At 72.1% G+C, this 26,881-nt stretch carries 24 protein-coding genes and 1 pseudogene; 24 read left to right on the plus strand and 1 reads right to left on the minus strand.

Features of this window, described 5'->3' with window-relative positions; all coding sequences use genetic code 11:
* The first annotated feature begins 41 nt into the window (after positions 1–41).
* From mltG to nusB, 10 genes are all read left to right on the plus strand, one after another.
* Positions 42–1,838 (plus strand): endolytic transglycosylase MltG, encoded by a 1,797-nt coding sequence (gene mltG / locus I3F58_RS13710; protein ID WP_240108673.1) that lies wholly within the window; start codon positions 42–44, stop codon positions 1,836–1,838.
* Entirely contained in the window at positions 1,835–2,665 is an 831-nt protein-coding gene (locus I3F58_RS13715) for a shikimate dehydrogenase (protein ID WP_240108675.1), read from the plus strand. The genes mltG and I3F58_RS13715 overlap by 4 nt, the downstream gene beginning before the upstream one ends.
* Positions 2,666–2,814: 149 nt before the next feature.
* Positions 2,815–3,999 carry a chorismate synthase gene (aroC, locus tag I3F58_RS13720; RefSeq protein WP_240108676.1) on the plus strand — a complete coding sequence of 395 codons (1,185 nt, stop codon included), beginning with the start codon at positions 2,815–2,817 and terminating at the stop codon, positions 3,997–3,999.
* 44 nt (positions 4,000–4,043) lie between these two features.
* A complete protein-coding gene (locus tag I3F58_RS13725) occupies positions 4,044–4,559 on the plus strand; it encodes a shikimate kinase (RefSeq protein ID WP_240108712.1) in 516 nt (171 codons plus the stop codon).
* The gene (gene aroB / locus I3F58_RS13730) at positions 4,556–5,650 is read left to right on the plus strand and encodes a 3-dehydroquinate synthase (protein ID WP_240108678.1); all 1,095 of its coding nucleotides are present in this window, start codon (positions 4,556–4,558) and stop codon (positions 5,648–5,650) included. The genes I3F58_RS13725 and aroB overlap by 4 nt, the downstream gene beginning before the upstream one ends.
* Positions 5,647–6,084 (plus strand): type II 3-dehydroquinate dehydratase, encoded by a 438-nt coding sequence (gene aroQ, locus I3F58_RS13735; RefSeq protein ID WP_240108680.1) that lies wholly within the window; start codon positions 5,647–5,649, stop codon positions 6,082–6,084. The genes aroB and aroQ overlap by 4 nt, the downstream gene beginning before the upstream one ends.
* Before the next feature lie 498 nt (positions 6,085–6,582).
* Positions 6,583–7,443, plus strand: coding sequence for an AAA family ATPase (locus I3F58_RS13740; protein WP_374207966.1), 861 nt, complete (start codon positions 6,583–6,585; stop codon positions 7,441–7,443).
* Between the two features lie 79 nt (positions 7,444–7,522).
* Entirely contained in the window at positions 7,523–8,629 is a 1,107-nt protein-coding gene (locus I3F58_RS13745; RefSeq protein ID WP_240108684.1) for an aminopeptidase P family protein, read from the plus strand.
* Between the two features lie 68 nt (positions 8,630–8,697).
* Positions 8,698–9,264, plus strand: coding sequence for an elongation factor P (efp, locus tag I3F58_RS13750; protein WP_240108685.1), 567 nt, complete (start codon positions 8,698–8,700; stop codon positions 9,262–9,264).
* A gap of 2 nt (positions 9,265–9,266) precedes the next feature.
* The gene (gene nusB / locus I3F58_RS13755) at positions 9,267–9,695 is read left to right on the plus strand and encodes a transcription antitermination factor NusB (protein WP_240108686.1); all 429 of its coding nucleotides are present in this window, start codon (positions 9,267–9,269) and stop codon (positions 9,693–9,695) included.
* A 151-nt stretch (positions 9,696–9,846) separates the two neighbouring features.
* Here the strand turns inward: nusB and bldD are convergent, their stop codons facing one another.
* The gene (gene bldD, locus I3F58_RS13760; protein WP_017945577.1) at positions 9,847–10,347 is read right to left on the minus strand and encodes a transcriptional regulator BldD; all 501 of its coding nucleotides are present in this window, start codon (positions 10,345–10,347) and stop codon (positions 9,847–9,849) included.
* 221 nt (positions 10,348–10,568) lie between these two features.
* Between bldD and pyrR the strand changes: the two genes are divergently transcribed.
* The 14 genes and pseudogenes from pyrR to I3F58_RS13830 form a co-directional block, all read left to right on the plus strand.
* The gene (pyrR, locus tag I3F58_RS13765) at positions 10,569–11,132 is read left to right on the plus strand and encodes a bifunctional pyr operon transcriptional regulator/uracil phosphoribosyltransferase PyrR (protein ID WP_240108688.1); all 564 of its coding nucleotides are present in this window, start codon (positions 10,569–10,571) and stop codon (positions 11,130–11,132) included.
* 279 nt (positions 11,133–11,411) lie between these two features.
* On the plus strand, positions 11,412–12,401 hold the full coding sequence (locus tag I3F58_RS13770; RefSeq protein WP_240108692.1) for an aspartate carbamoyltransferase catalytic subunit: 990 nt from the start codon (positions 11,412–11,414) through the stop codon (positions 12,399–12,401).
* A gap of 26 nt (positions 12,402–12,427) precedes the next feature.
* Entirely contained in the window at positions 12,428–13,714 is a 1,287-nt protein-coding gene (locus I3F58_RS13775; RefSeq protein ID WP_240108694.1) for a dihydroorotase, read from the plus strand.
* Positions 13,711–14,307, plus strand: coding sequence for a hypothetical protein (locus I3F58_RS13780; protein WP_240108696.1), 597 nt, complete (start codon positions 13,711–13,713; stop codon positions 14,305–14,307). The genes I3F58_RS13775 and I3F58_RS13780 overlap by 4 nt, the downstream gene beginning before the upstream one ends.
* Positions 14,304–15,464, plus strand: coding sequence for a glutamine-hydrolyzing carbamoyl-phosphate synthase small subunit (gene carA, locus I3F58_RS13785; RefSeq protein ID WP_240108697.1), 1,161 nt, complete (start codon positions 14,304–14,306; stop codon positions 15,462–15,464). The genes I3F58_RS13780 and carA overlap by 4 nt, the downstream gene beginning before the upstream one ends.
* Complete coding sequence (gene carB / locus I3F58_RS13790) at positions 15,457–18,765, plus strand: carbamoyl-phosphate synthase large subunit (RefSeq protein ID WP_240108698.1); 3,309 nt, start codon at positions 15,457–15,459, stop codon at positions 18,763–18,765. Before carA ends, carB begins: the two co-directional genes overlap by 8 nt.
* Positions 18,766–18,827: 62 nt before the next feature.
* Positions 18,828–19,940, plus strand: a complete 1,113-nt coding sequence (locus I3F58_RS13795) for a quinone-dependent dihydroorotate dehydrogenase (protein ID WP_240108699.1) — start codon at positions 18,828–18,830, stop codon at positions 19,938–19,940.
* On the plus strand, positions 19,937–20,836 hold the full coding sequence (pyrF, locus tag I3F58_RS13800) for an orotidine-5'-phosphate decarboxylase (protein ID WP_275678489.1): 900 nt from the start codon (positions 19,937–19,939) through the stop codon (positions 20,834–20,836). Before I3F58_RS13795 ends, pyrF begins: the two co-directional genes overlap by 4 nt.
* A 352-nt stretch (positions 20,837–21,188) precedes the next feature.
* Positions 21,189–21,512, plus strand: coding sequence for an integration host factor (locus I3F58_RS13805; protein ID WP_071266668.1), 324 nt, complete (start codon positions 21,189–21,191; stop codon positions 21,510–21,512).
* A gap of 50 nt (positions 21,513–21,562) precedes the next feature.
* Entirely contained in the window at positions 21,563–22,156 is a 594-nt protein-coding gene (gene gmk, locus I3F58_RS13810; protein ID WP_240108701.1) for a guanylate kinase, read from the plus strand.
* 33 nt (positions 22,157–22,189) lie between these two features.
* On the plus strand, positions 22,190–22,462 hold the full coding sequence (rpoZ, locus tag I3F58_RS13815; RefSeq protein ID WP_003982715.1) for a DNA-directed RNA polymerase subunit omega: 273 nt from the start codon (positions 22,190–22,192) through the stop codon (positions 22,460–22,462).
* Positions 22,463–22,591: 129 nt separating this feature from the next.
* On the plus strand, positions 22,592–23,806 hold the full coding sequence (coaBC, locus tag I3F58_RS13820) for a bifunctional phosphopantothenoylcysteine decarboxylase/phosphopantothenate--cysteine ligase CoaBC (RefSeq protein WP_240108702.1): 1,215 nt from the start codon (positions 22,592–22,594) through the stop codon (positions 23,804–23,806).
* Between the two features lie 349 nt (positions 23,807–24,155).
* Entirely contained in the window at positions 24,156–25,379 is a 1,224-nt protein-coding gene (gene metK / locus I3F58_RS13825) for a methionine adenosyltransferase (RefSeq protein WP_240108703.1), read from the plus strand.
* Between the two features lie 118 nt (positions 25,380–25,497).
* A pseudogene (locus I3F58_RS13830) lies at positions 25,498–26,881 on the plus strand (primosome assembly protein PriA); the annotation flags it as partial.

The raw sequence follows: 26,881 nt of genomic DNA on the forward strand, positions 1-26,881 counted from the left end.
GAGGCGGACGTCCCGGAAGCCTCGCGGCTGTTTGGGGATCGATGACTGAGTACGGCGGCAGGCCCGGCTCCCAGCCCTGGCACCCTCAGGACCCCCTGTACGGGGAGTACGGGGACCAGGGCTGGTCCGGGCAGCAGCAACCCGGCAACGACCCGTACTACCAGCAGCAGCCCGCGCAGCCGCAGCAGCAGTACGGCGACATCCAGGGCCACGGCCACCAGGAGCCGTACCAGCAGCAGGCGTACGGTTCCGACCCGTACGCAGGCCAGGGGTACGGAACCGGCCAGGGCGTGACGCCCCAGCAGCAGTACGGGACGGACACCGGCGGCTGGGACACCGGAACCGGCCAGCAGGCCGCGATGCCGTACGGGGCCCAGCCCCCGCACCCTGATCCCTACGGCGGCCAGGGCACCGACCTGTACAGCACCCCCGAGGCGTATCCGCCGCCGCAGCCCCCGGGACAGCGTCACGCGGAGTCGGTGTACGACGCCGGGGCGTACGGAAACGGCGACCAGGGAACGGCGGTTTCCGGCCACCAGCCGCAAACCCCAGAGGCTCCGGAAGCCCCTTCGGCCCCGGAGGTCCCCGAGCAGGGGAAGCAGGCCTTCTTCGACGGCCCCACCGCCGACGAGCGCCGCCGCGCCGACCGGGGCGACGCCCCTGAGGACGACGACCCCGACGACGACGCCCCCGCCAGGGGACGGCGTGGCCGCGGTGGCCGCGGGGGCGGTGCCCCGGCCAAGAAGCGCAAGAGCCGCAACGGCGTCGCGTGCCTGTTCGTCGCCACCGTCCTGGTGGGCGGCCTCGGCGGCGTCGGCTACTTCGGCTACCAGTTCTACCAGGGCCGGTTCGGCCCGGCTCCGGACTACACGGGGACGGGGATCAAGGAGACGACCCAGGTCGAGATCCCCCCGGGTGCGGGGGGCGCCGCGATCGGCAAGATCCTCTATGACGCGGGCGTGGTGAAGAGCATCGAAGCCTTCACCGACGCCCAGAGCAAGCACGAGAAAGGGCTCCAGATCCAGGACGGGTTCTACGTCCTGCACAAGGAGATGTCGGGTGCGGCGGCGGTCGAGGCGATGCTCAAGGAGGAGAGCCGCAGCGTCCTCATCATCCCCGAGGGCAAACGCAACGCCGACATCTACAAGCTGATCGACGCGAAGCTGGGCCTCGAGGACGGAGCCACGGCGAAGGCCGCCAAGGACAAGGCCGGCGAGCTGGGCCTGCCCGACTGGGCGAAGGGCCACGCGAACGTCAAGGACCCGCTGGAAGGCTTCCTCTACCCGGCCGACTACCCGGCCCCGAAGGGCGGCAAGCCCGAGGACGTCCTCAAGAGGATGGTCGCCCGCGCGAACGAGGAGTTCGCGGTCCACGACATGGAAGCCAAGGCCAAGTCCCTCGGCCTGAAGGGCCCGTGGGAACTCCTGACGGTCGCGAGCATGGTGCAGGTCGAGGGCAAGTACAAGCACGACTTCGACAAGGTCTCCCGGGTCGTCTACAACCGCCTCAAGCCGGACAACACGGAGACGGTCGGGCGACTGGAGTTCGATTCGACGGTCAACTACCTCCGGGGTGAGAGCACCCTCGACGTCGGGTCGGTCGCCGACATGCGGAAGATCAAGGACCCGTACAACACGTACGACATCAAGGGCCTCACGCCGGGACCGATCAGCAACCCCGGCAAGGACGCCGTCGAGTCCGCGATGAACCCGGCTCCGGGTCCGTGGATCTACTTCGTGTCCATCAACGAGGACAAGACGGTGTTCTCGGAGACGCTGGCCGAGCACAACAAGAACGTGGCCGAGTACGAGAAGGAACGGAAGCGGTCAGGCGAATGAGCACTGCGAAGCGCGCGGCCGTCCTCGGCTCGCCCATCGCGCACTCCCTCTCCCCGGTGCTGCACCGTGCCGCCTACGCCGAGCTGGGCCTGACGGACTGGACGTACGGCCGCTTCGAGGTGGACGAGGCGGGCCTGCCCGGCTTCTTCGAGTCGGAGCTGGACGCGTCCTGGGCGGGCCTGTCCCTCACCATGCCGCTGAAGCGCGCCGTCATCCCGCTGCTCGACGAGATCAGCGAGACCGCCCGCTCCGTCGAGGCGGTCAACACGGTCGTCCTCACGGACGACGGACGCCGGGTCGGCGACAACACCGACATCCCCGGCATGGTCGCCGCCCTGCGCGAGCGGGGCGTGGACAAGGTGGAGGCCGCCGCCGTCCTCGGCGCGGGCGCCACCGCCTCCTCCGCGCTCGCCGCGCTGGCCCGGATCTGCACGGGCCCGGTCACCGCGTTCGTACGGAGTGAGGCGCGGGCGGAGGAGATGCGCGGCTGGGGCGTGCGCCTCGGCGTGGAGGTGCACACCGCCCACTGGGAGGAGGCGGTCCACGCCTTCGACGCACCGCTCGTGATCGCCACGACCCCGGCGGGCTCCACCGACACCCTCGCCCCCTACGTACCCGAGCGGCCCGGCACCCTCTTCGACGTGCTGTACGACCCGTGGCCCACCCCGCTGGCCTCCGCGTGGGCGGAGGGCGGCGGCCAGGTCGTCGGCGGCCTGGACCTCCTGGTCCACCAGGCCGTCCTCCAGGTCGAGCAGATGACGGGCCGCTCCCCGGCCCCGCTCGACGCCATGCGCGCCGCCGGCGAGGCGGCGCTCGCAACCCGCTGAACAGGCTGTTCCGCTCGGCGCGGTCCGTCCGACTGCTGGACCCGGACTCGGGACGGGTGCCGGACGTGGGAGGATCGGTGCAGGCGGGCCGGGGCGTCGTACCTGGTCGTGCCCGCCCGCAGGACGAGGCGCTAGCAGAAGGAGCACCGTTGAGCAGGTTGCGCTGGCTGACGGCGGGGGAGTCGCACGGCCCCGCGCTGGTGGCGACACTGGAGGGTCTTCCCGCCGGGGTCCCGGTCACCACGGAGATGGTGGCGGACCACCTGGCCCGGCGGCGCCTGGGCTATGGACGCGGCGCCCGGATGAAGTTCGAGCGGGACGAGATCACCTTCCTGGGCGGCGTCCGGCACGGCCTGACGCTCGGCTCCCCGGTCGCGGTCATGGTGGGGAACACCGAGTGGCCCAAGTGGGAGAAGGTCATGGCCGCCGACCCGGTCGACCCGGCCGAGCTGGCCGAGGTGGCCCGGAACGCGCCGCTGACCCGGCCGCGGCCCGGGCACGCGGACCTCGCCGGGATGCAGAAGTACGACTTCGACGAGGCCCGGCCGATCCTGGAGCGCGCCTCCGCCCGCGAGACCGCCGCCCGTGTCGCGCTGGGCGCGGTCGCCCGCTCGTACCTCAAGGAGACGGCCGGGATCGAGATCGTCTCGCACGTCGTCGAGCTGGCCGCCGCCAAGGCGCCGTACGGCGTGTACCCGACCCCGGCCGACGTCGAGAAGCTCGACGCCGACCCTGTGCGCTGCCTCGACGCCGACACCTCGAAGGCGATGGTCGCGGAGATCGACCAGGCCCACAAGGACGGCGACACCCTGGGCGGAGTCGTGGAGGTGCTGGCCTACGGCGTTCCCGTCGGGCTCGGCTCGCACGTGCACTGGGACCGGCGGCTCGACGCCCGGCTCGCCGCCGCGCTCATGGGCATCCAGGCCATCAAGGGCGTCGAGGTCGGCGACGGTTTCGAGCTGGCGCGGGTGCCGGGCTCGAAGGCCCACGACGAGATCGTGCCCACCGCGGACGGCGTCCGCCGCGCCACCGGCCGCTCCGGCGGCACCGAGGGCGGGCTGACCACCGGTGAGCTGCTGCGTGTGCGCGCCGCGATGAAGCCCATCGCGACCGTGCCGCGCGCTCTCCAGACCATCGACGTGACCACCGGCGAGCCCGCGCAGGCCCACCACCAGCGCTCCGACGTGTGCGCCGTGCCCGCCGCCGGCATCGTCGCGGAGGCCATGGTCGCGCTGGTCCTCGCGGACGCCGTCGCGGAGAAGTTCGGCGGCGACAGCGTCACCGAGACCCGCCGCAACGTCCGGTCGTACCTCGACAACCTGAGGATCCGGTGAGCGGCGGAGCCGACAGCGGACCGCTGATCGTCCTGGTCGGCCCGATGGGTTCCGGCAAGTCCACGGTGGGCACGCTGCTCGCGGAGCGGCTCGGCGTGTCGTACCGGGACACGGACGCCGACATCGTGGCCGCCCAGGGCCGCCAGATCTCCGACATCTTCGTCGACGAGGGCGAGCCGTACTTCCGCGAACTGGAGCGGGAGGCCGTACGGACCGCCCTGGCCGGGCACGACGGCGTCCTGGCGCTCGGCGGCGGCGCGGTCCTCGACGCGGGGACGCGCGAGCTGCTCGCCGGGCTGCCGGTCGTCTACCTGTCGATGGGCGTGGAGGAGGCGGTACGCCGGGTGGGGCTCGGCGCCGCCCGGCCCCTGCTCGCCGTCAACCCCCGCCGCCAGTGGCGGGAGCTGATGGAGGCCCGCCGCCACCTGTACACCGAGGTCGCCCGCGTGGTCGTGTCCACGGACGACAAGAGCCCGGAAGAGGTCGCTGACGCGATCGTCGACGCCCTACCGCATCTCCCGGGGGACGCCCCCCGGACCCCCGGCAAGGAGACCCAGTGACCGAAGCGCCAGTTACCCGCATCCACGTCGGCGGCAGCGCCGGTTCGGAGCCGTACGACGTGCTGGTCGGGCGGCAGTTGCTCGGTGACCTGGCCGGGCTGATCGGGGACCGGGCGAAGCGTGTCGCGGTCATCCACCCCGAGGCGCTGGCGGAGACCGGCGAGGCCCTGCGCGCCGACCTGGCGGGACAGGGGTACGAAGCCGTCGCCATTCAGGTGCCGAACGCCGAGGAGGCCAAGACCGTCGAGGTCGCCGCGTACTGCTGGAAGGCGCTCGGCCAGACCGGCTTCACCCGTACGGATGTCATCGTCGGCGTCGGCGGCGGCGCCACGACGGACCTCGCCGGGTTCGTCGCGGCGACCTGGCTGCGCGGGGTGCGCTGGATCGCCGTGCCGACGACCGTCCTCGCGATGGTGGACGCGGCCGTCGGCGGCAAGACCGGCATCAACACCGCCGAGGGCAAGAACCTCGTCGGCGCCTTCCACCCGCCCGCGGGAGTGCTGTGCGACCTGGCCGCTCTGGACTCGCTGCCCGTGCACGACTACGTCAGCGGACTGGCCGAGGTCATCAAGGCCGGATTCATCGCGGACCCGGTGATTCTCGACCTGATCGAGGCGGACCCGGCCGCCGCCCGTACACCCGCCGGGCCGCACACCGCCGAGCTGATCGAGCGGTCGATCCGGGTCAAGGCCGAGGTCGTGTCGTCGGACCTGAAGGAGTCCGGGCTGCGGGAGATCCTCAACTACGGGCACACGCTCGCCCACGCCATCGAGAAGAACGAGCGGTACAAGTGGCGGCACGGGGCGGCGGTCTCCGTGGGCATGGTGTTCGCCGCGGAGCTGGGCCGTCTCGCCGGGCGGCTCGACGACGCCACCGCCGACCGGCACCGGACGGTGCTGGAGTCCGTCGGCCTGCCGCTCACCTACCGGGGCGACCAGTGGCCCACACTGCTGGAGACCATGAAGGTCGACAAGAAGTCGCGGGGCGACCTGCTGCGCTTCATCGTCCTGGACGGGCTCGCCAAGCCGGTCGTCCTGGAAGGCCCGGACCCGGCGGTGCTGATGGCCGCGTACGGGGAGGTGGCGGCGTGACCCGCCGGGTGCTGGTGCTGAACGGGCCGAACCTCGGGCGTCTGGGCTCGCGTGAGCCGGACGTGTACGGGGCCACCTCCTACGCCGGGCTGGTGGAGAGCTGCCGGTCGCTCGGCAAGGAGCTGGGCTTCGACGTCGAGGTGCGGGAGACCAACGACGAGGGCGAGATGGTCCGCTGGCTCCACGAGGCGGCGGACGGCTCCCTTCCGGTCGTCCTCAACCCCGGTGCGTTCACGCACTATTCGTACGCCATGCGGGACGCGGCGGCGCAGCGCACGGCGCCGCTCATCGAGGTGCACATCTCGAACCCGTACGCGCGCGAGGAGTTCCGCCACACCTCGGTGGTCGCGGCGATCGCGACCGGCACGGTCGCGGGCTTCGGTATCGGCTCGTACCGGCTGGCGCTGCGCGCGCTGGCCGAAGAGCTGACGTAACCGACCGTCCGGCCACGTCTCGGCCCGTCCGCCTGTCGTCCCGTCAGGACATGGAACCCTCCCTGGCCGTTCACCGTCCCGCGGTGCGGGAGGGTACGGTTCCATAACGGCGGACCCGAACGGCCGCACGAACAGCGTCAGTCGTACGAGACGGAGTGGCACCGGATGCAGCACGCAGCGGCGGGGTGGACACGTCAGTCACAGCCGTCGGGCCAGTCCCCGCCTCCGCCCCCCGCTCATCCACCGGCCCCGCCCGCGCGACCCGGCCCCGCGGCTCAGCCGGGGCCTGAAGGGACGCAGGCACCCGGCAGCGGGAGCGTTCCCGGCGGACGGGGTGCCTCGGCGGTCCCCGACGTCCCTGTCGTGCAAGGTGTTCCGGCGGTCCCCGACGTCCCGCCCGCTCGGGATGCCCGCGGCCTCCCGGCCGTGCCGGGCGGGCGGGGAGCCCCGGCGGTGGCGGACGTCCCGTCTGCGCGGGAAGTCCCGGCGGCCCCGGGCGTGGCGGCCCCGCGGGGTGTCCCGGCCGTCCCGCCTGGTCCGCCCGGCCCCGCGGTGGCTCCGTGCCCTCCGGCGCCCCCGGGGCACCACGGTTCCCCGGGAGCGGTGGGACCGGCCGCGACGGGGACGCCGGGCGAGCCCGGATCCGAGGGCGCGGGCCCGGCGCCGGTGCCCGGTTCCGTCATGGCGGCCGGTCCGGCGTCCGGCAGCGAGGCCACCGGGCACGTCCGGCTGCCGCCCGGGGGGCCCGTCGCGGCGCCTCCCACAGCACCCCTGGCCCATGGCACCGGGCTCGGCACCGGGACGGCGACCCTCGCCGTGCTGCTCATCGGCCCGGCCGGGGCGGGCAAGACGACGGTCGCCCGCCACTGGGCGCAGCGGCGCCGCGTACCGACCGCCCACATCAGCCTGGACGATGTCCGCGAGTGGGTCTGCGCCGGGTTCGCGGACCCGCAGGGCGGCTGGAACGACCAGTCCGAGGCGCAGTACCGGCTGGCCCGCCGCACCTGCGGCTTCGCCGCGCGGAACTTCCTGGCCAACGGCATCTCCTGCATCCTGGACGACGCCGTCTTCCCGGACCGCCCGGTCGTCGGCCTCGGCGGCTGGAAGCGCCATGTGGGCCCCGGACTGCTGCCCGTGGTGCTGCTGCCCGGGCTGGAGATCGTCCTGGAGCGCAACGCCAGGCGCACGGGCAACCGGCGGCTGTCGGACGAGGAGGTCGCGGGTATCCACGGCCGCATGGCCGGGTGGCACGCCTCGGGTCTGCCGATCATCGACAACTCGAAGTACGACGTGGAGACCACCGCGCGCGTCCTCGACGAGGTCCTGGCCCGGGCCATCACCAGCCCGCCCACCTGGTAGCCGGGTCCGGGGGCCGCCTGCGGACCCGGTCGGACCCCTCCGACCTGCCGGGTGACCCGTGCGCTCGTACGCTCGGAGCATGTCCCAGGTGTACGCGGACCGCCGCGAAAGGCTCCGTAACCGCTGTGCGGCAAGCACGCCGGGGGCGGTGCTGGTCTCCCGCCCCGCGAACGTCCGCTACCTCGCCGGAGGCGGGCCGCCCGGTACCGTACTGCTGCTGGGTGCCGAGGAGGACGTACTGCTCTGTCCCCGCCCACCCGCCGGCGATCTCGCCGAGGGGCGGCCCGACGAGGCGCTGAGGGTCGCCGTGCTGCCGCAGGCCGATGGGGACGCCGCCGTGGCCGCGGCCGGCCTGGCCGCCGGGGCGGGCGCCGAGGTGCTGGCCGTGGAGGAGCACCACCTGAGCGTCGCCCGGTACCGGGCGGTCGGCTCCGTCGCGGACGGGCTGCGGCTCGCGGACCTCGGCACCGCCATCGAGCAGGAGCGGATCGTCAAGGACGACGAGGAGATCACCTGCCTGCGCATCGCCGCCGAGATCGCGGACCAGGCGCTGGGGGAGCTGCTGGAGTCGATCCTCGTCGGCCGCACCGAGCGGCATCTCGCTCTGGAACTGGAGCGGCGGCTCGTCGACCACGGCGCCGACGGGCCCGCCTTCCCCACCTCCGTCGCCACCGGTCCCCACTCCGGCCGCGCCGTCCACCGGCCCTCCGACCGCCGTGTCGAGGAGGGCGACTTCCTGTCCGTCTGCCTGGGCGCCAACTACCGCGGCTACCGCTGCGAGATCGGCCGTACGTTCGTCATCGGCACGGCCCCCGCCGACTGGCAGATCGAGCTGTACGACCTGGTGTTCGCCGCCCAGCGGGCCGCGCGGGAAGCCCTCGCCCCGGGCACCGCCTGCCGCGACGTGGACCGGGTCGCCCGGCAGATCCTGGACGGGGCCGGGTACGGCGACGGGCTCGCACCCTCCCTCGGGCACGGGGTGGGCCTGGAAATCCAGGAGGACCCTCAGCTCTCCCCTTCCGCCATGGGTAAACTGGACGCTTGCGTGCCGGTCACCGTCGAACCAGGGGTCCACCTCCCGGGACGAGGCGGGGTCCGGATCGATGACACGCTCGTCGTACGCCAGGAGGCGGACGGCGGACCCGAGCTACTCACCATCACGACCAAGGAGCTGCTCGCGCTGTAGCCGGCGCGCCGCACGACGCATCACCTCCCTCGGTCGTCCACAGCGTCAGTCCAGGAGATTCCGCAACCGTGGCTTCCACGAACGACCTCAAGAACGGCATGGTGCTCAAGCTCGACGGGGGCCAGCTCTGGTCCGTCGTCGAGTTCCAGCACGTCAAGCCCGGCAAGGGCCCGGCCTTCGTGCGCACCAAGCTCAAGAACGTGCTCTCCGGCAAGACCGTCGACAAGACGTTCAACGCCGGTGTCAAGGTCGAGACGGCCACCGTCGACCGCCGCGACATGCAGTTCTCGTACATGGACGGCGAGTACTTCGTCTTCATGGACATGCAGACCTACGACCAGCTCCACGTCTCCCGCACCGCGGTCGGCGATGCCGCGAACTTCCTGATCGAGGGCTTCACCGCCACCGTCGCCACCCACGAGGGCGAGGTGCTGTACGTCGAGCTCCCCGCCGCCGTCGAGCTCACGGTCCAGGAGACCGAGCCGGGCGTCCAGGGTGACCGCTCCACCGGCGGCACCAAGCCCGCCACCCTGGAGACCGGCCACCAGATCCAGGTCCCGCTCTTCATCACCACCGGCGAGAAGATCAAGGTCGACACCCGTTCCAGCGACTACCTCGGCCGGGTGAGCAGCTAACCGTGGCCGCCCGCAACAAGGCCCGCAAGCGCGCCTTCCAGATCCTCTTCGAGGCCGACCAGCGCGGCACGTCCGTGCAGGAGGTCCTCGCGGACTGGATCCGGCACGCCCGGTCCGACGACCGGCAGCCGCCGGTCAACGAGTACACGATGGAGCTGGTCGAGGGGTACGCCAAGTACGCCGAGCGCATCGACGAACTCATCGCCACCTACGCGGTGGGCTGGACGCTGGACCGGATGCCGGTCGTGGACCGCAACATCCTGCGGCTCGGCGCCTTCGAGCTGGTCTGGGTGGACTCCGTACCGGACGCCGTGGTGATAGACGAGGCCGTGCAGCTGGCCAAGGAGTTCTCCACGGACGATTCGCCGTCGTTCGTCAACGGCCTGCTGGCCCGCTTCAAGGACCTGAAGCCGAGCCTCCGCCGGGACTGACCCCCGCCACAGCCCGAAGGGCCCGCGGCGCGTTCTCGCGCCCCGCGGGCCCTTCGGCGTGCCCGGCGCCTCCGCGGACCGGGACGTGAACGCGCCGGAGGGTGGTCCCGGACCGAGGCCCGGGACCACCCTCCGGCGGCAACGTTTCTGCTCAGCCCTCCTCGTGGGCGACCGCGCGGCGCGCGTCCGCGTCCAGCACGCCCCAGCTGATCAGCTGCTCGGTCAGGACCGAGGGCGACTGGTCGTAGATGACCGCGAGGGTGCGCAGGTCGTCCTGGCGGATCGACAGGACCTTGCCGTTGTAGTCACCGCGCTGCGACTGGATCGTCGCCGCGTAGCGCTGCAGCGGTCCGGCCTTCTCGGCCGGGACGTGGGCCAGACGCTCCAGGTCCAGGACGAGCTTCGGCGGCGGCTCGGCGGCCCCGCCCGGCGTGGTGCCCGGCAGCAGCTCCTGCACCGGGACGCCGTAGAAATCGGCCAGCTCGGCGAGGCGCTGCACGGTCACGGCACGGTCGCCGCGCTCGTACGAACCGACCACGACGGCCTTCCAGCGGCCCTGCGACTTCTCCTCCACACCGTGGAGGGAGAGGCCCTGCTGGGTGCGGATGGCACGGAGCTTGGCCCCGAGCTGTTTGGCGTATTCGCTGGACATAGAGCTCCCTGGACACTGTGACAACGTGCGGCTCCGCCGCAGGTTCGTAACTCACTGTGAGGTTACGCAGCGTTACCTGCACCCGTCAAGCCGAACGGTCCGTACCGGGGTCCTGCCGGGCCCCCGCTGGACCCGCTTCCGGGGCCTGGTACCGTGGACGACGCACATTCCGACGTCCTTTAAGGTCCGTCCCGTGAGGCGGAGAAGGAGGTCCGTTTTCCATGGACACCGTCCAGCACTCCGATGCGGCACGCCCCGTTCTCGAGGGCCCCGACATCGCACGCGTGCTGACCCGTATCGCCCACGAGATCGTCGAGCGCGCCAAGGGCGCCGACGACGTGGTGCTTCTCGGCATCCCGACGCGGGGTGTCTTCCTCGCCCGGCGGCTCGCGGAGAAGCTGGAGCAGATCACCGGGCGCACGGTCCCGGTCGGCTCGCTCGACATCACCATGTACCGCGACGACCTGCGGATGCGCCCCGCGCGGGCACTGGCGCGCACCGACATCCCCGGTGAGGGCATCGACGGACGGCTGGTCGTCCTCGTCGACGACGTGCTGTTCTCCGGCCGCACCATCCGGGCCGCCCTCGACGCGCTCGGGGACCTCGGGCGCCCGCGGGCCGTCCAGCTCGCCGTGCTGGTCGACCGCGGGCACCGGGAGCTCCCCATCCGCGCCGACTATGTCGGCAAGAACCTCCCGACGTCGCTGCGCGAGACCGTGAAGGTCCAGCTCGCGGAGGAGGACGGCCGCGATGCCGTCCTGCTCGGACTGAGGGGCGACAGCTAGCCACCCGGCAGCCGCCCGATCCCCACCCGCCCCCTTCCGGAACCGGGGACACCGCCCCGGCCCCGCTCCGCACGCGCCGGAGCGGCCGCGTCAGCCCGTCCGGCACCCGAGGACGAGCGGCGAAGCCGCGGCGAACAGGACCCGGGGCGAAGCCCCCGCACCGGGCTGTGGCCGCACGCCGGCACAGCCGGGAAGGCGCGGGACAGGGGGAGAAGACCGCCGGCCACGGACCGGTCCCACGGAACCACGCGACCTCCACCACACCCGGAGTAGACCCCGATGAAGCGCCACCTCATCTCCGCCGCCGATCTCAGCCGCGACGACGCCGTCCTCATCCTCGACACCGCCGAGGAGATGGCCCGCGTCGCGGACCGGCCGATCAAGAAGCTGCCCACCCTGCGCGGCCGGACCATCTGCAACCTCTTCTTCGAGGACTCCACCCGCACCCGCATCTCGTTCGAGGCCGCCGAGAAGCGGCTCTCCGCCGACGTCATCAACTTCGCCGCGAAGGGCTCCAGCGTCTCCAAGGGAGAGTCCCTCAAGGACACCGCGCAGACCCTGGAGGCCATGGGCGTCGACGCCGTCGTCATCCGGCACAGCGCCTCCGGCGCCCCGTACCGGCTCGCCACCTCCGGCTGGATCGACGCCCCGGTCATCAACGCGGGTGACGGCACCCACCAGCACCCCACGCAGGCCCTGCTCGACGCGTTCACCATGCGCCGCCGCCTGGTCGGCCCGGACGCGGGCATCGGGCAGGACCTGTCCGGCAGGCGCATCACGATCGTCGGGGACGTGCTGCACAGCCGGGTCGCCCGCTCCAACGTGGACCTGCTGCACACCCTGGGCGCCCACGTCACGCTCGTCGCCCCGCCGACCCTCGTGCCCGTGGGCGTCGAGACCTGGCCCTGCGAGGTCTCGTACGACCTGGACAGCACGCTGCCGAAGGCCGACGCCGTGATGATGCTGCGCGTGCAGCGGGAGCGGATGAACGCGGCGTTCTTCCCCACCGAGCGCGAGTACTCCCGCCGCTACGGCCTCGACGCCGAGCGGATGGCCCGGATGCCGGAACACGCCGTCGTCATGCACCCCGGCCCCATGGTGCGGGGCATGGAGATCACCGCCGAGGTCGCGGACTCGCCCCGCTGCACCGTCGTGGAGCAGGTCGCCAACGGCGTGTCCATCCGCATGGCCGTTCTCTACCTGCTGCTCGGCGGCAACGAACCCGCCGCCTCCCAGCCCGCCGCGGCCCCGACCCGTACCGACGCCTGACCCCGTACCGAGGAGAAGCAGAACCGATGAGCAAGACCCTGATCCGTGGTGCGAAGATCCTCGGCGGTGAGGCCAAGGACGTCCTCGTCGACGGCGAGACCATCGCCGCCGTCGGCACCGGGCTGAGCGCCGAGGGCGCCACCGTCGTCGACGCCGAGGGGCAGATCCTGCTGCCCGGTCTCGTCGACCTGCACACCCATCTGCGCGAGCCCGGCCGCGAGGACTCCGAGACCGTCCTGACCGGCACCCGAGCCGCCGCGAGCGGCGGCTACACCGCCGTGTTCGCCATGGCCAACACCTTCCCCGTCGCGGACACCGCCGGGGTCGTCGAGCAGGTCTACCGGCTCGGCCGCGAGCACGGCTACTGCGACGTGCAGCCCATCGGCGCCGTCACCGTCGGCCTGGAGGGCCGGAAGCTCGCGGAGCTGGGCGCCATGCACGAGTCCGCCGCGGGCGTCACCGTCTTCTCCGACGACGGCAAGTGCGTCGACGACGCCGTGATCATGCGCCGCGCCCTGGAGTACGTGAAGGCCTTCGGCGGTGTCGTCGCCCAGCACGCCCAGGAGCCGCGGCTCACCGAGGGCGCCCAGATGAACGAGGGCGTCGTCTCCGCCGAGCTGGGCCTGGGCGGCTGGCCGGCCGTCGCGGAGGAGTCGGTCATCGCCCGGGACGTGCTGCTCGCCGAGCACGTCGGCTCCCGCGTCCACATCTGCCACCTGTCGACCGCCGGATCCGTCGAGATCGTCCGGTGGGCCAAGTCGCGCGGCATCGACGTCACCGCCGAGGTCACCCCGCACCACCTCCTCCTCACCGACGAGATGGTCCGCACGTACAACCCGGTCTACAAGGTCAACCCGCCGCTGCGCACCGAGCGCGACGTGATGGCGCTGCGCGAGGCCCTCGCGGACGGCACGATCGACATCGTCGCCACCGACCACGCCCCGCACCCGCACGAGGACAAGGACTGCGAGTGGGCCGCCGCCGCCATGGGCATGGTCGGCCTGGAGACCGCGCTGTCCGTCGTCCAGCACACCATGGTCGACACCGGCCTGCTGGACTGGGCGGGCGTCGCCGACCGCATGTCCGCCAGGCCCGCGGCCATCGGCAGCGCCACCGGTCACGGCCGCCCCGTCTCGGAGGGTGAGCCCGCCAACCTGACGCTGGTCGATCCGGCATACCGTGGCACCGTGGACCCCGAGGGCTTCGCCTCCCGCAGCCGCAACACCCCCTACGAGGGCCGTGAGCTGCCGGGCCGCGTCACCCACACCTTCCTGCGGGGCCGCGCCACGCTCATCGACGGGAAGCTCGCGTGACCACCACCCTCAACCACCTCGCCGCAGCCACCGCACTCGCCGCCGAGGCGCCGCGGTCGGCGGAGGTGACCGACTGGGCCGCCAGGCTCGGCTGGGTCGCCGGACTGCTGCTGTTCATCGCCCTCGTGTACTGGCTGATGCGCCAGGGCTGGAAGTGGCGGGGCAGCCTCCAGTCGGCCCTGCCGGAGCTGCCGGGAGTGCCGGAAGCCCCCGGTGCGGCGAAACTGACGATGGACGGCCGCTACCACGGGTCCACCACCGCCGGGCAGTGGCTCGACCGGATCGTGGCCCACGGGCTCGGGACCCGCAGCCGTGCCGAGCTGACGCTCACCGACGCGGGTCTGGCAGTCGTACGCCCCGGCGCGAACGACTTCTTCGTCCCGGCCGGGCGGCTGCGGGAGGCACGGCTCGACAAGGGCATCGCGGGCAAGGTCCTCGCCGAGGGCGGCCTGCTGATCGTCACCTGGGAGCACGGCGGCGAGCTGATCGACTCAGGCTTCCGCTCCGACCGGGCCGCCGAGCACACGGCCTGGGCCGAGGCCATCAACCACATGATCAACGAGAACACCACGACGGAAGGCGCCGCACGATGACGACCTCCACAAAGGGGGCCAGGACCCCCGCCGTACTCGTCCTGGAGGACGGCCGCACCTTCCGCGGCCGTGCCTACGGGGCCGTGGGGGAGACCTTCGGTGAGGCGGTCTTCTCCACCGGCATGACCGGCTACCAGGAGACCCTGACCGACCCCTCGTACCACCGGCAGGTCGTCGTCATGACCGCGCCGCACGTCGGCAACACCGGGGTCAACGACGAGGACCCCGAGTCCGGCCGCATCTGGGTCTCCGGCTACGTCGTCCGCGACCCCGCCCGCACCCCCTCCAACTGGCGCGCCAAGCGCTCCCTCGACGAGGAGCTGGAGCGGCAGGGAGTCGTCGGCATCAGCGGCGTCGACACGCGCGCGCTGACCCGCCACCTGAGGGAGCGCGGAGCCATGCGCGTCGGCATCTTCTCCGGCGACGCCTGGACCGGCGTCCGCGAGGAGGCCCTGCTGGCGAAGGTCCGCGCCCAGCCGCAGATGAAGGGCGCGAACCTCTCCGCCGAGGTCGCCACACAGGAGCCGTACGTGGTCCCCGCCATCGGGGAGAAGAAGTTCACCGTCGCCGCGGTCGACCTCGGCATCAAGGGCATGACCCCGCACCGCATGGCCGAGCGCGGCATCGAGGTGCACGTACTGCCCGCCACCGCCACCGCCGAGGACATCTACGCGGTCAACCCCGACGGGGTGTTCTTCTCCAACGGCCCCGGCGACCCCGCCACCGCCGACCACCCGGTCGCGGTCATGAAGGCCGTCCTGGAGCGGAAGACGCCGCTGTTCGGGATCTGCTTCGGCAACCAGATCCTCGGCCGCGCCCTCGGCTTCGGCACGTACAAGCTGAAGTACGGCCACCGCGGCATCAACCAGCCGGTGCAGGACCGCACGACCGGCAAGGTCGAGGTCACCGCGCACAACCACGGCTTCGCCGTCGACGCCCCGCTCGACAAGGTGTCCGACACCCCCTTCGGGCGCGCCGAGGTCTCCCACGTCTGCCTCAACGACAACGTGGTGGAGGGCCTCCAGCTGCTCGACCAGCCGGCTTTCAGCGTCCAGTACCACCCCGAGGCGGCCGCCGGCCCGCACGACGCCGCATACCTTTTCGACCGGTTCACGTCTCTGATGAGCACCGCCCTGATGGAGGCCGAGCGTGCCTAAGCGCACCGATATCCAGTCCGTCCTGGTCATCGGCTCCGGCCCGATCGTCATCGGCCAGGCCGCCGAGTTCGACTACTCCGGCACCCAGGCGTGCCGCGTCCTCAAGTCCGAGGGCCTGCGGGTCGTCCTGGTCAACTCCAACCCCGCGACGATCATGACCGACCCGGAGATCGCGGACGCCACGTACGTCGAGCCGATCACCCCCGAGTTCGTCGAGAAGATCATCGCCAAGGAGCGCCCCGACGCCCTCCTGCCCACCCTCGGCGGCCAGACCGCGCTCAACACGGCGATCTCCCTCCACGAGAACGGCGTCCTCGACAAGTACAACGTCGAGCTGATCGGCGCCAACGTCGAGGCCATCCACAAGGGCGAGGACCGCGACCAGTTCAAGCTGGTCGTCGAGGCCGTCAACGCCAAGATCGGCCACGGCGAGTCCGCCCGCTCGGTGATCTGCCACTCCATGGACGACGTCCTCAAGGGCGTCGAGGAGCTGGGCGGCTACCCGGTCGTCGTCCGTCCCTCCTTCACCATGGGCGGCGCCGGCTCCGGCTTCGCCCACGACGAGGAGGAGCTGCGCCGCATCGCCGGCCAGGGCCTGACCCTGTCTCCCACCACCGAGGTACTCCTGGAGGAGTCCATCCTCGGCTGGAAGGAGTACGAGCTGGAGCTGATGCGCGACAAGCACGACAACGTCGTGGTCGTCTGCTCCATCGAGAACTTCGACCCGATGGGCGTCCACACCGGCGACTCCATCACCGTCGCCCCGGCGATGACGCTCACCGACCGCGAGTACCAGACCCTCCGCGACATCGGCATCGCCGTGATCCGCGAGGTCGGCGTCGACACCGGCGGCTGCAACATCCAGTTCGCCGTCAACCCCGACGACGGCCGGGTCATCGTCATCGAGATGAACCCGCGCGTCTCGCGGTCCTCCGCCCTCGCGTCGAAGGCCACCGGCTTCCCCATCGCCAAGATCGCCGCGAAGCTGGCCGTCGGCTACACCCTCGACGAGATCCCCAACGACATCACCCGGGAGACCCCGGCCTCCTTCGAGCCCACGCTCGACTACGTCGTCGTCAAGGCCCCGCGCTTCGCCTTCGAGAAGTTCCCGTCCGCCGACTCCACCCTCACCACCACCATGAAGTCGGTGGGCGAGGCCATGGCCATCGGCCGGAACTTCACCGAGGCGCTCCAGAAGGCGCTGCGCTCCCTCGAGAAGAAGGGCAGCCAGTTCGACTTCACCAGCCCCGCCGGTGACAAGGGCACCCTGCTGCGCGAGGCCGCCCGCCCCACCGACGGGCGCATCAACCTCGTCATGGAGGCCATCCGTGCCGGGGCCACCCAGGAGGAGGTCTTCGCGTCCACGAAGATCGACCCGTGGTTCGTCGACCAGCTCTTCCTCATCAAGGAGATCGCCGACGAGGTCGCGTCCGCCCCCAAGCTCGAACCCGGCCTGCTGGCCGAGGCCAAGCGCCACGGCTTCTCCGACCAGCAGATCGCGGAGATCCGCGGCCTGCGCGAGGACGTCGTCCGCGAGGTCCGGCACGCGCTGGGCATCCGCCCGGTCTACAAGACCGTCGACACCTGCGCCGCCGAGTTCGCCGCCCGCACCCCGTACTTCTACTCCTCGTACGACGAGGAGACCGAGGTCGCGGCCCGCGAGAAGCCCGCGGTGATCATCCTCGGCTCCGGCCCGAACCGTATCGGCCAGGGCATCGAGTTCGACTACTCCTGTGTCCACGCCTCCTTCGCGCTGGCCGACGCCGGGTACGAGACCGTGATGGTCAACTGCAACCCGGAGACCGTCTCCACCGACTACGACACCTCCGACCGGCTCTACTTCGAGCCGCTCACCCTGGAGGACGTCCTGGAGATCGTCCACGCCGAGCGGCAGGCCGGACCCGTCGCCGGAGTCGTCGTCCAGCTCGGCGGCCAGACCCCGCTCGGCCTCTCCCAGGCCCTCAAGGACAACGGCGTGCCGGTCGTCGGCACCTCCCCGGAGGCCATCCACGCCGCCGAGGACCGCGGCGCCTTCGGCCGCGTCCTGAAGGAGGCCGGACTCCCCGCGCCCAAGCACGGCACCGCCACCACGTTCGCGGAGGCCAAGGCCATCGCGGACGAGATCGGCTACCCGGTCCTGGTCCGCCCCTCGTACGTCCTCGGCGGACGCGGTATGGAGATCGTGTACGAGGAGGCCCGGCTGGAGGCGTACATCGCGGAGTCCACCGAGATCTCCCCGACCCGCCCCGTCCTCGTCGACCGCTTCCTCGACGACGCCATCGAGATCGACGTCGACGCCCTCTACGACGGCCACGAGCTGTACCTCGGCGGTGTCATGGAGCACATCGAGGAAGCCGGTATCCACTCCGGCGACTCGGCCTGCGCCCTGCCCCCGATCACCCTCGGCGGCTTCGACATCAAGCGGCTGCGGGCCTCCACCGAGGGTATCGCCAAGGGCGTGGGCGTCCGCGGCCTGATCAACATCCAGTTCGCGATGGCCGGCGACATCCTGTACGTCCTGGAGGCCAATCCGCGCGCCTCCCGGACCGTGCCGTTCACCTCCAAGGCCACCGCGGTGCCGCTCGCCAAGGCCGCCGCCCGGATCTCCCTGGGCGCCACCATCGCGGAGCTGCGCGCCGAGGGCCTGCTGCCGAAGGAGGGCGACGGCGGCACACTGCCGCTGGACGCGCCGATCTCGGTGAAGGAGGCCGTGATGCCGTGGTCGCGGTTCCGCGACATCCACGGCCGCGGCGTCGACACCGTCCTCGGCCCGGAGATGCGCTCCACCGGCGAGGTCATGGGCATCGACTCGGTCTTCGGCACCGCGTACGCCAAGTCGCAGGCCGGAGCCTACGGGCCGCTGCCCACCAGGGGCCGCGCCTTCATCTCGGTCGCCAACCGCGACAAGCGCTCGATGATCTTCCCGGCCCGCGAGCTGGTCGCCCACGGCTTCGAACTGCTCGCCACCTCGGGCACCGCCGAGGTCCTCAAGCGCAACGGCCTCAACGCCACGGTCGTGCGCAAGCAGTCCGAGGGCGAGGGCCCGGACGGCGAGAAGACCATCGTCCAGCTCATCCACTCCGGGGACGTCGACCTCATCGTCAACACCCCGTACGGCACCGGCGGCCGGCTCGACGGATACGACATCCGCACCGCCGCCGTCGCCCGCGGCGTCCCGTGCCTGACCACGGTCCAGGCGCTCGCGGCCGCCGTCCAGGGCATCGACGCCCTCAACCACGGTGGCGTCGGAGTCCGCTCCCTCCAGGAGCACGCGGAACACCTGAACGCGGCCCGCGCCTAGCAGCCCACACGAGGGGGACACCGTCACCGCGGTGTCCCCCTCCTCATGAGGACACCCACCTGATGTACGCACTGTTCTTCCACCTCGTCTTCAAGCGCATGGACCCCGAGCGCGCCCACCACATGGCCGTGCGCTGGATCCGTCTCGCCGCCCGCGTCCCCGTGCTGCGCACCTTCGTCGCCGCCTGCTTCGCCCCCCGCCGCAAGGAGCTGCGCACCGAGGCCCTGGGGCTGCGCTTCCACAGCCCGTTCGGGCTGGCCGCCGGCTTCGACAAGAACGCCGTCGCGATCGACGGCCTCGCCATGCTGGGCTTCGACCACGTCGAGATCGGGACCGTGACGGGCGAGCCGCAGCCCGGCAACCCCAGGAAGCGGCTCTTCCGGCTCGTCCCGGACCGGGCCCTGATCAACCGCATGGGGTTCAACAACGAGGGCTCCGCCGCCGTCGCCCGCAGGCTCCACGGGCGCGTGCCGGTGTTCCGTACCGTCCTCGGCGTCAACATCGGCAAGACCAAGATCGTGCCCGAGGCCGAGGCCACCGCCGACTACGTGAAGTCCGCCGAGCGGCTCGCCCGCCACGCCGACTACCTGGTCGTCAACGTCTCCTCCCCGAACACCCCGGGCCTCCGTGACCTCCAGGCCACGGAGGCGCTGCGCCCGCTGCTGAGCGCCGTCCGTGAGGCCGCCGACCGCACGGTCACCGACCGGCGTGTGCCTCTGCTGGTGAAGATCGCCCCGGACCTGGCCGACGAGGACGTCGACGCGGTCGCGGACCTGGCCGTCGAGCTGGGGCTGGACGGCATCATCGCCACCAACACCACCATCGCCCGCGACGGGCTGGGCCTGAAGTCCGGCCCGTCGCTGACGTCGGAGACCGGCGGCCTGTCGGGCGCGCCCCTGAAGGACCGCTCTCTGGAGGTGCTGCGCCGCCTCTACGCGCGCGTGGGCGACCGGCTCGTGCTGGTCGGCGTCGGCGGCGTCGAGAGCGCGGAGGACGCCTGGCAGCGCATCCTGGCCGGTGCCACGCTGGTCCAGGGGTACAGCGCCTTCATCTACGAGGGCCCCGGTTACGCCCGGGCCGTTCACAAGGGCCTCGCCGCCCGGCTGAAGGCCTCCCCGTACGCCACCCTCGCCGACGCCGTCGGCGCCGACATCCGGAAGGGCACCGCCGCATGACCGCCCACCCGTCACCCGGTCACCACCCCTCGTCGAGCCCCTCCGGGCCGCCGGCCTCCTCCCCCTTCGGGGCACGGCTCCGCAAGGCCATGGACGAGCGCGGGCCGCTCTGCGTCGGCATCGACCCGCATGCCTCCCTGCTGTCGGCGTGGGGCCTCAAGGACGACGTCGACGGACTGACGGCCTTCACCCGTACGGTCGTCGAGGCACTGGCCGGGACCGTCGCCGTCTTCAAGCCGCAGAGCGCGTTCTTCGAGCGCTTCGGATCGCGTGGCATCGCCGTCCTGGAGCGGGCCGTCGTCGAGCTGCGGGACGCGGGCGCCCTGGTCGTCATGGACGCCAAGCGCGGCGACATCGGCTCCACGATGGCCGCGTACGCGCAGACGTACCTGCGCCCGGACGCCCCGCTGTTCTCGGACGCGCTCACCGTCTCCCCGTACCTGGGCTACGGCTCGCTGAAGCCCGCCGTGGACCTGGCCCGGGAGAGCGGTGCCGGGCTGTTCGTGCTCGCCCTGACCTCCAATCCCGAGGGTGCCGAGGTCCAGCGGGCCGTGCGCGCCGACGGGCGGTCGATCGGTGCGACGATGCTGGCCCACCTGGCGGAGGAGAACGCGGGGGAGACCCCCCTCGGGTCCTTCGGGGCGGTCGTCGGTGCGACGCTGGGAGACCTGTCGAGCTTCGACCTGGACATCAACGGCCCGCTGCTGGCCCCGGGCATCGGTGCGCAGGGGGCCACCCCGGCGGACCTTCCGGCGGTCTTCGGACCGGCGGTGCACAACGTCGTCCCGAACGTCAGCCGCGCCGTCCTCCGGGCCGGGCCCTCGGCGGCGGCCCTGCGCGAGGCGGCCGCGCGGTACGCCGACGAGGTGCGGGCGGCGGTCGCCTCGGCTGCGTGACAGCGCCGTGTCCGCAGGTGTGACAGCGGTGTGACACACTTCACGGTCCCCTCCGGCGACTGGCGGAGGGGACCACTCCATGGCCTGGTGTGACGTCTCCGGAACGGCCCGTGACGGGTGTTGACGCAAACGGAACCCAAACGGGTGCGTTATGTCTTGTTTGTCTGGCAAGCTCGATGCTGACCAGGACTTTTCCTTCGTTCTCGCTGACTCGGGCGGACTTGGCCGCTAGTCTCCGACGAGAGTCAGCGTTCGCAGCGGTCCCTGCGTTGCTCGTTGCTCCCTTGGTGTGGGCCGAATAGGTTCCTCACCGGTCCGTATCCGACAGTTCGACATCCGAGGTGACGTAGGCGTGGCTCTTCCGCCCCTTACCCCTGAACAGCGCGCAGCCGCGCTCGAAAAGGCCGCCGCGGCTCGCCGGGAGCGGGCCGAGGTCAAGAATCGACTCAAGCACTCCGGCGCCTCCCTCCACGAGGTCATCAAGCAGGGCCAGGAGAACGAGGTCATCGGCAAGATGAAGGTGTCCGCCCTCCTGGAGTCCCTGCCCGGCGTCGGCAAGGTCCGCGCCAAGCAGATCATGGAGCGCCTCGGCATCTCCGAGAGCCGTCGCGTGCGCGGCCTCGGATCCAACCAGATCGCCTCCCTGGAGCGGGAGTTCGGCGGCTCCGGCGCCTGACGTCCGACACCTGGGTCCGGGAGGCTCCGGGAAGCTGGAATAATCGCCCCATGGCTGCAACATCCCGGGGGACGACCCCCGAGCCCCCGGACGTACGTCCGCGGCTGACCGTGCTCTCCGGCCCGTCCGGCGTCGGCAAGAGCACGGTCGTCGCCCATATGCGCAAGGTCCACCCGGAGGTCTGGCTCTCGGTGTCGGCCACGACCCGCAAGCCGCGACCCGGCGAGCGGGACGGCGTCCAGTACCACTTCGCCACCGACGACGAGTTCGACAAGCTGATCGCCAACGGTGAGCTGCTGGAGTGGGCCGAGTTCGCGGGCAACCGCTACGGCACCCCGCGCGCGGCCGTCCAGGAGCGGCTGGAGCGCGGCGAGCCCGTCCTCCTGGAGATCGACCTCCAGGGTGCCCGCCTGGTCCGCGAGTCCATGCCGGACGCCCAGCTCGTCTTCCTGGCCCCGCCGAGCTGGGACGAACTGGTGCGCCGGCTGACCGGCCGTGGCACCGAGTCACCGGAGGTCATCGAGCGTCGTCTGGAGACCGCCAAGATCGAGCTGGCGGCCGAGTCGGAGTTCGACGTGACCCTGGTCAACACCTCCGTCGAGGACGTGGCGCGTGAGCTGCTAGCCTTGATGGACGTTGTCTGAATTTTCCCTGTCCACTTTTTCGGAAGGTAGAGCGTGTCCTCTTCCATCACCGCGCCCGAGGGCATCATCAACCCGCCGATCGACGAGCTGCTCGAGGCCACGGACTCGAAGTACAGCCTCGTGATCTACGCGGCCAAGCGCGCGCGTCAGATCAACGCGTACTACTCGCAGCTCGGTGAGGGCCTCCTGGAGTACGTCGGTCCCCTGGTGGACACCCACGTCCACGAGAAGCCGCTCTCGATCGCGCTGCGCGAGATCAACGCGGGCCTGCTGACCTCCGAGGCCGTCGAGGGCCCGGCGCAGTAAGCGTCCCCGCACCCTTGTGACCAGGCCCGGCGGGCTGCCCGCCGGGCCTGAGGCGTGCCCACAGTCGTTCCCCCAGGCCGTTCCCCAGGTCCTTCCTCAGGTCGTTCGTTCCTCAGAGCGGGAGGCGCAGTGCCCGAGTCCCAGTCCAAGCCCCGGGTCGTTCTCGGAGTCAGCGGCGGCATCGCCGCGTACAAGGCGTGCGAGCTGCTGCGCCGGCTGACCGAGTCGGGTCATGACGTACGGGTCGTGCCGACCGCGTCGGCCCTCCGGTTCGTCGGGGCCCCCACCTGGTCCGCGCTCTCCGGCAACCCGGTCTCGGACCGGGTCTGGGACGACGTCCACGAGGTCCCGCACGTCCGCATCGGCCAGACCGCCGACCTCGTCGTCGTCGCCCCCGCCACCGCCGACATGCTGGCCAGGGCCGCCCACGGCATCGCGGACGACCTGCTCACCAACACGCTCCTCACCGCCCGCTGCCCGGTGGTCTTCGCCCCCGCCATGCACACCGAGATGTGGGAGCACCCGGCCACCCAGGAGAACGTCGCCACCCTGCGCCGCCGTGGTGCGCTGGTCGTCGAGCCCGCCGTGGGCCGCCTGACCGGCGCCGACACCGGCAAGGGCCGTCTCCCCGAGCCCGCCGAGATCTTCGAGGTCTGCCGCAGGGTCCTCGCGCGCGGTGTCACCGCTCCCGACCTGGCCGGCCGCCATGTCGTCATCAGCGCGGGCGGCACCCGCGAGCCCCTGGACCCGGTCCGCTACCTCGGCAACCGCTCCTCCGGAAAGCAGGGCTACGCCCTCGCCCGTACGGCGGCGGCGCGCGGCGCGCGCGTGACGCTGATCGAGGCCAACACCGGGATGCCCGACCCGGCGGGAGCCGATGTCGTCCACGTCGGCACCGCCCTGCAGCTCCGTGAGGCCGTGCTGAAGGCCGCCGCCGACGCGGACGCGGTCGTGATGGCCGCGGCCGTCGCGGACTTCAGGCCCGCCGAGTACGCCGAAGGCAAGATCAAGAAGCGGGAGGGCCAGGAGCCCGCGCCGGTCGCCCTGGTCCGCAACCCCGACATCCTCGCGGAGATCTCCGCCGACCGGGCGCGCCCGGGCCAGGTGATCGTCGGCTTCGCCGCCGAGACCGACGACGTGCTGGCCCACGGATGCGAGAAGCTGCGCCGCAAGGGGTGCGATCTGCTGGTCGTGAACGAGGTGGGGGAGCGCAAGACCTTCGGCCTGGAGGAGAGCGAGGCCGTGGTCCTCACGTCCGACGGCTCCGAGACCCCGGTGCCGTACGGCCCGAAGGAGGGCCTCGCGGACACGGTGTGGGACCTCGTGGTGCCGCGGCTCGCCTGAGCCGGGTGGGACGGATCTCTCACGCTCCGGGCCCCGCGCACGGGCGATCACCGTCCGCGAGCGGGGCTTGGAGGGTGATCTTCGCCTCGTACCCCCCTGTCCGCTCCGCGCCTGACGGGACCTCGAAGTGCCCCGGAATTGCCGGGGAATCACCCGGGAGCCGCCTCGGAATCAGCGCGAGAACGGCCCGGAGGTGCCTCCGATGTGGCCAAACATGTGGCCGCCGTGTGAGACACCTGGTCCAATGTCAGGGCTCGCCCGATAAACTGTTCCCGGAACGACGCGGGGCGCAGCCCCCTGCCGGTCCGCCAATGATCAGCCAGCAGCCGCTGCAAACCCAGGGAGCGTTGTGTCCCGTCGCCTCTTCACCTCGGAGTCCGTGACCGAGGGTCACCCCGACAAGATCGCTGACCAGATCAGCGACACGATTCTCGACGCCCTGCTGCGCGAGGACCCCACGTCCCGCGTCGCCGTCGAGACGTTGATCACCACGGGCCTGGTCCATGTGGCCGGCGAGGTCACGACGAAGGCCTGGGCCGACATTCCGACGCTCGTCCGGGAGAAGATCCTGGAGATCGGCTACGACTCGTCGAAGAAGGGCTTCGACGGCGCCTCGTGCGGCGTGTCGGTGTCGATCGGATCGCAGTCCCCCGACATCGCGCAGGGCGTCGACACGGCCTACGAGTCGCGGGTCGAGGGCGGCTCCCAGAGGGACGGGGACGACGAGCTGGACAAGCAGGGTGCGGGCGACCAGGGCCTGATGTTCGGGTACGCGTCGGACGAGACGCCCGAACTGATGCCGCTGCCGATCCACCTGGCCCACCGGCTGTCCAAGCGGCTGACCGAGGTCCGCAAGAACGGCACGATCCCCTACCTGCGGCCGGACGGCAAGACGCAGGTGACCATCGAGTACGACGGCGACAAGGCCGTCCGCCTCGACACGGTCGTGGTGTCCTCGCAGCACGCGTCGGACATCGACCTCGACTCGCTGCTCGCGCCCGACATCCGCGAGTTCGTCGTGGAGCACGTGCTCAAGGAGCTGCTCGACGACGGGATCAAGCTCGACACCGAGGGCTACCGCCTGCTGGTGAACCCGACCGGCCGCTTCGAGATCGGCGGCCCCATGGGCGACGCGGGTCTGACCGGCCGCAAGATCATCATCGACACCTACGGCGGCATGGCCCGCCACGGCGGGGGCGCCTTCTCCGGCAAGGACCCGTCCAAGGTGGACCGGTCGGCCGCGTACGCGATGCGCTGGGTCGCCAAGAACGTGGTCGCCGCCGGGCTGGCCTCCCGCTGCGAGGTGCAGGTCGCGTACGCGATCGGCAAGGCCGAGCCGGTCGGCCTGTTCGTCGAGACCTTCGGCACCGCCAAGACCGAGGTCGAGAAGATCGAGGCCGCCATCTCCGAGGTCTTCGACCTGCGTCCGGCCGCGATCATCCGCGACCTGGACCTGCTGCGGCCGATCTACTCGCAGACCGCCGCGTACGGGCACTTCGGCCGTGAGCTGCCCGACTTCACCTGGGAGCGCACCGACCGCGTCGACGCCCTCCGCAAGGCCGCGGGGCTGTAGACCGGGCTGACCGCCGGGTCCCGGCACCTCCGTTCCGTACGGGGGTGCCGGGACTCCGTCGTTCCCGGGCCCACACAGCCCCGGCCCCGGTGTCAGTGCGGTCTGGTAGGCATGAGGCGTGAGCAGCGCGAACGGAGAGCGGGGAGGGCACCGGCCCGGGGAACCTCCTGAGGGCCCGGCCGCGGGGCGGTCCGGGGTGCCGCCCGTGCCCGAGCAGCTCGCACTGATCCGGGAGACCGTACGGCAGGCCAAGGCGCCCCGGGCCAAGCCGCGGACCTGGCGGGGAGCCGAGCTGGCCGCGGAGCTGCCGGTCGCGCGGGTCGTCGTGAACAAGGGCGTCCTGCACCTCGACCAGTACTTCGACTACGCCGTGCCCGCCGAGCTGGACGCCACCGCACAGCCCGGGGTGCGGGTGCGGGTGCGCTTCGGGGCGGGGGCCGGACAGGTCCGGGAAGGGCGGCGCGAGGGCGGGCGGCTCATCGACGGGTTCGTCGTCGAACGGCGGGCCGAGAGCGACTACGCCGGGCCGCTCGCCGCGCTCGCGGACGTCGTGTCGCCCGAGCCGGTGCTGAGCCCCGGACTGCTGGGACTCGCCCGTGCGGTGGCGGACCGGTACGCGGGGAGCCTCGCGGACGTGCTCCAGCTCGCCGTGCCCCCGCGCAGCGCCCGAGCGGAGGGCAGGCCGTCGCCCGAGCCGCTGCCGCCGCCCGAGAGGCCGGAGCCGGGCACCTGGGGGCGGTACGCGTACGGGGAGGAGTTCCTGGACGCGCTCGCCCGCGGGGGAGCGCCGCGTGCCGTGTGGAACGCGCTGCCGGGGCCGCACTGGGCCGACGAACTCGCCCGGGCCGTCGCCGCCGCGCTCGCGTCGGGGCGCGGCGCGCTCGTGGTCGTGCCGGACGGCCGGGCCGCCGCGCGTGTGGACGCGGCCCTGAGGGCGCTGCTGGGGGAGGGGCGGCACGCGCTGCTCACCGCCGAGGCCGGGCCCGAGAAGCGCTACCGGGAGTGGCTCGCCGTGCGGCGCGGCGCCGTGAGCGCCGTCGTCGGAACCCGGGCCGCCATGTTCGCGCCCGTGCGGAACCTGGGCCTGGTCGCCATCTGGGACGACGGGGACCCCTCCCACAGTGAACCGCACGCCCCGCAGCCCCACGCCCGCGATGTGCTGCTCCTGCGTGCCGCGCACGACAGGTGTGCCTTCCTGCTGGGCGGGGTGACCTGCACGGTCGAGGCCGCGCAGCTCGTCGGAAGCGGCTGGGCCGGGCCGCTGGCGGCCCCGCGCGACCAGGTGCGGGCGGCGGCCCCGCTCGTTCGGACCGTGGGCGACGCGGAGCTGGCGCGGGACGAGGCCGCGCGCGCGGCCCGGCTGCCGTCCCTGGCCTGGCAGGTGGCACGGGAGGGCCTGAAGTCCGGCCCGGTGCTGGTGCAGGTGCCCCGGCGCGGTTACGTACCCCGGCTGGCCTGCGAGCGGTGCCGTACGCCCGCGCGGTGCCGGCACTGCGCGGGGC

The sequence above is a fragment of the Streptomyces sp. MUM 203J genome, assembly GCF_022414595.1.
In the GTDB taxonomy this organism is placed as follows: Bacteria; Actinomycetota; Actinomycetes; order Streptomycetales; family Streptomycetaceae; genus Streptomyces.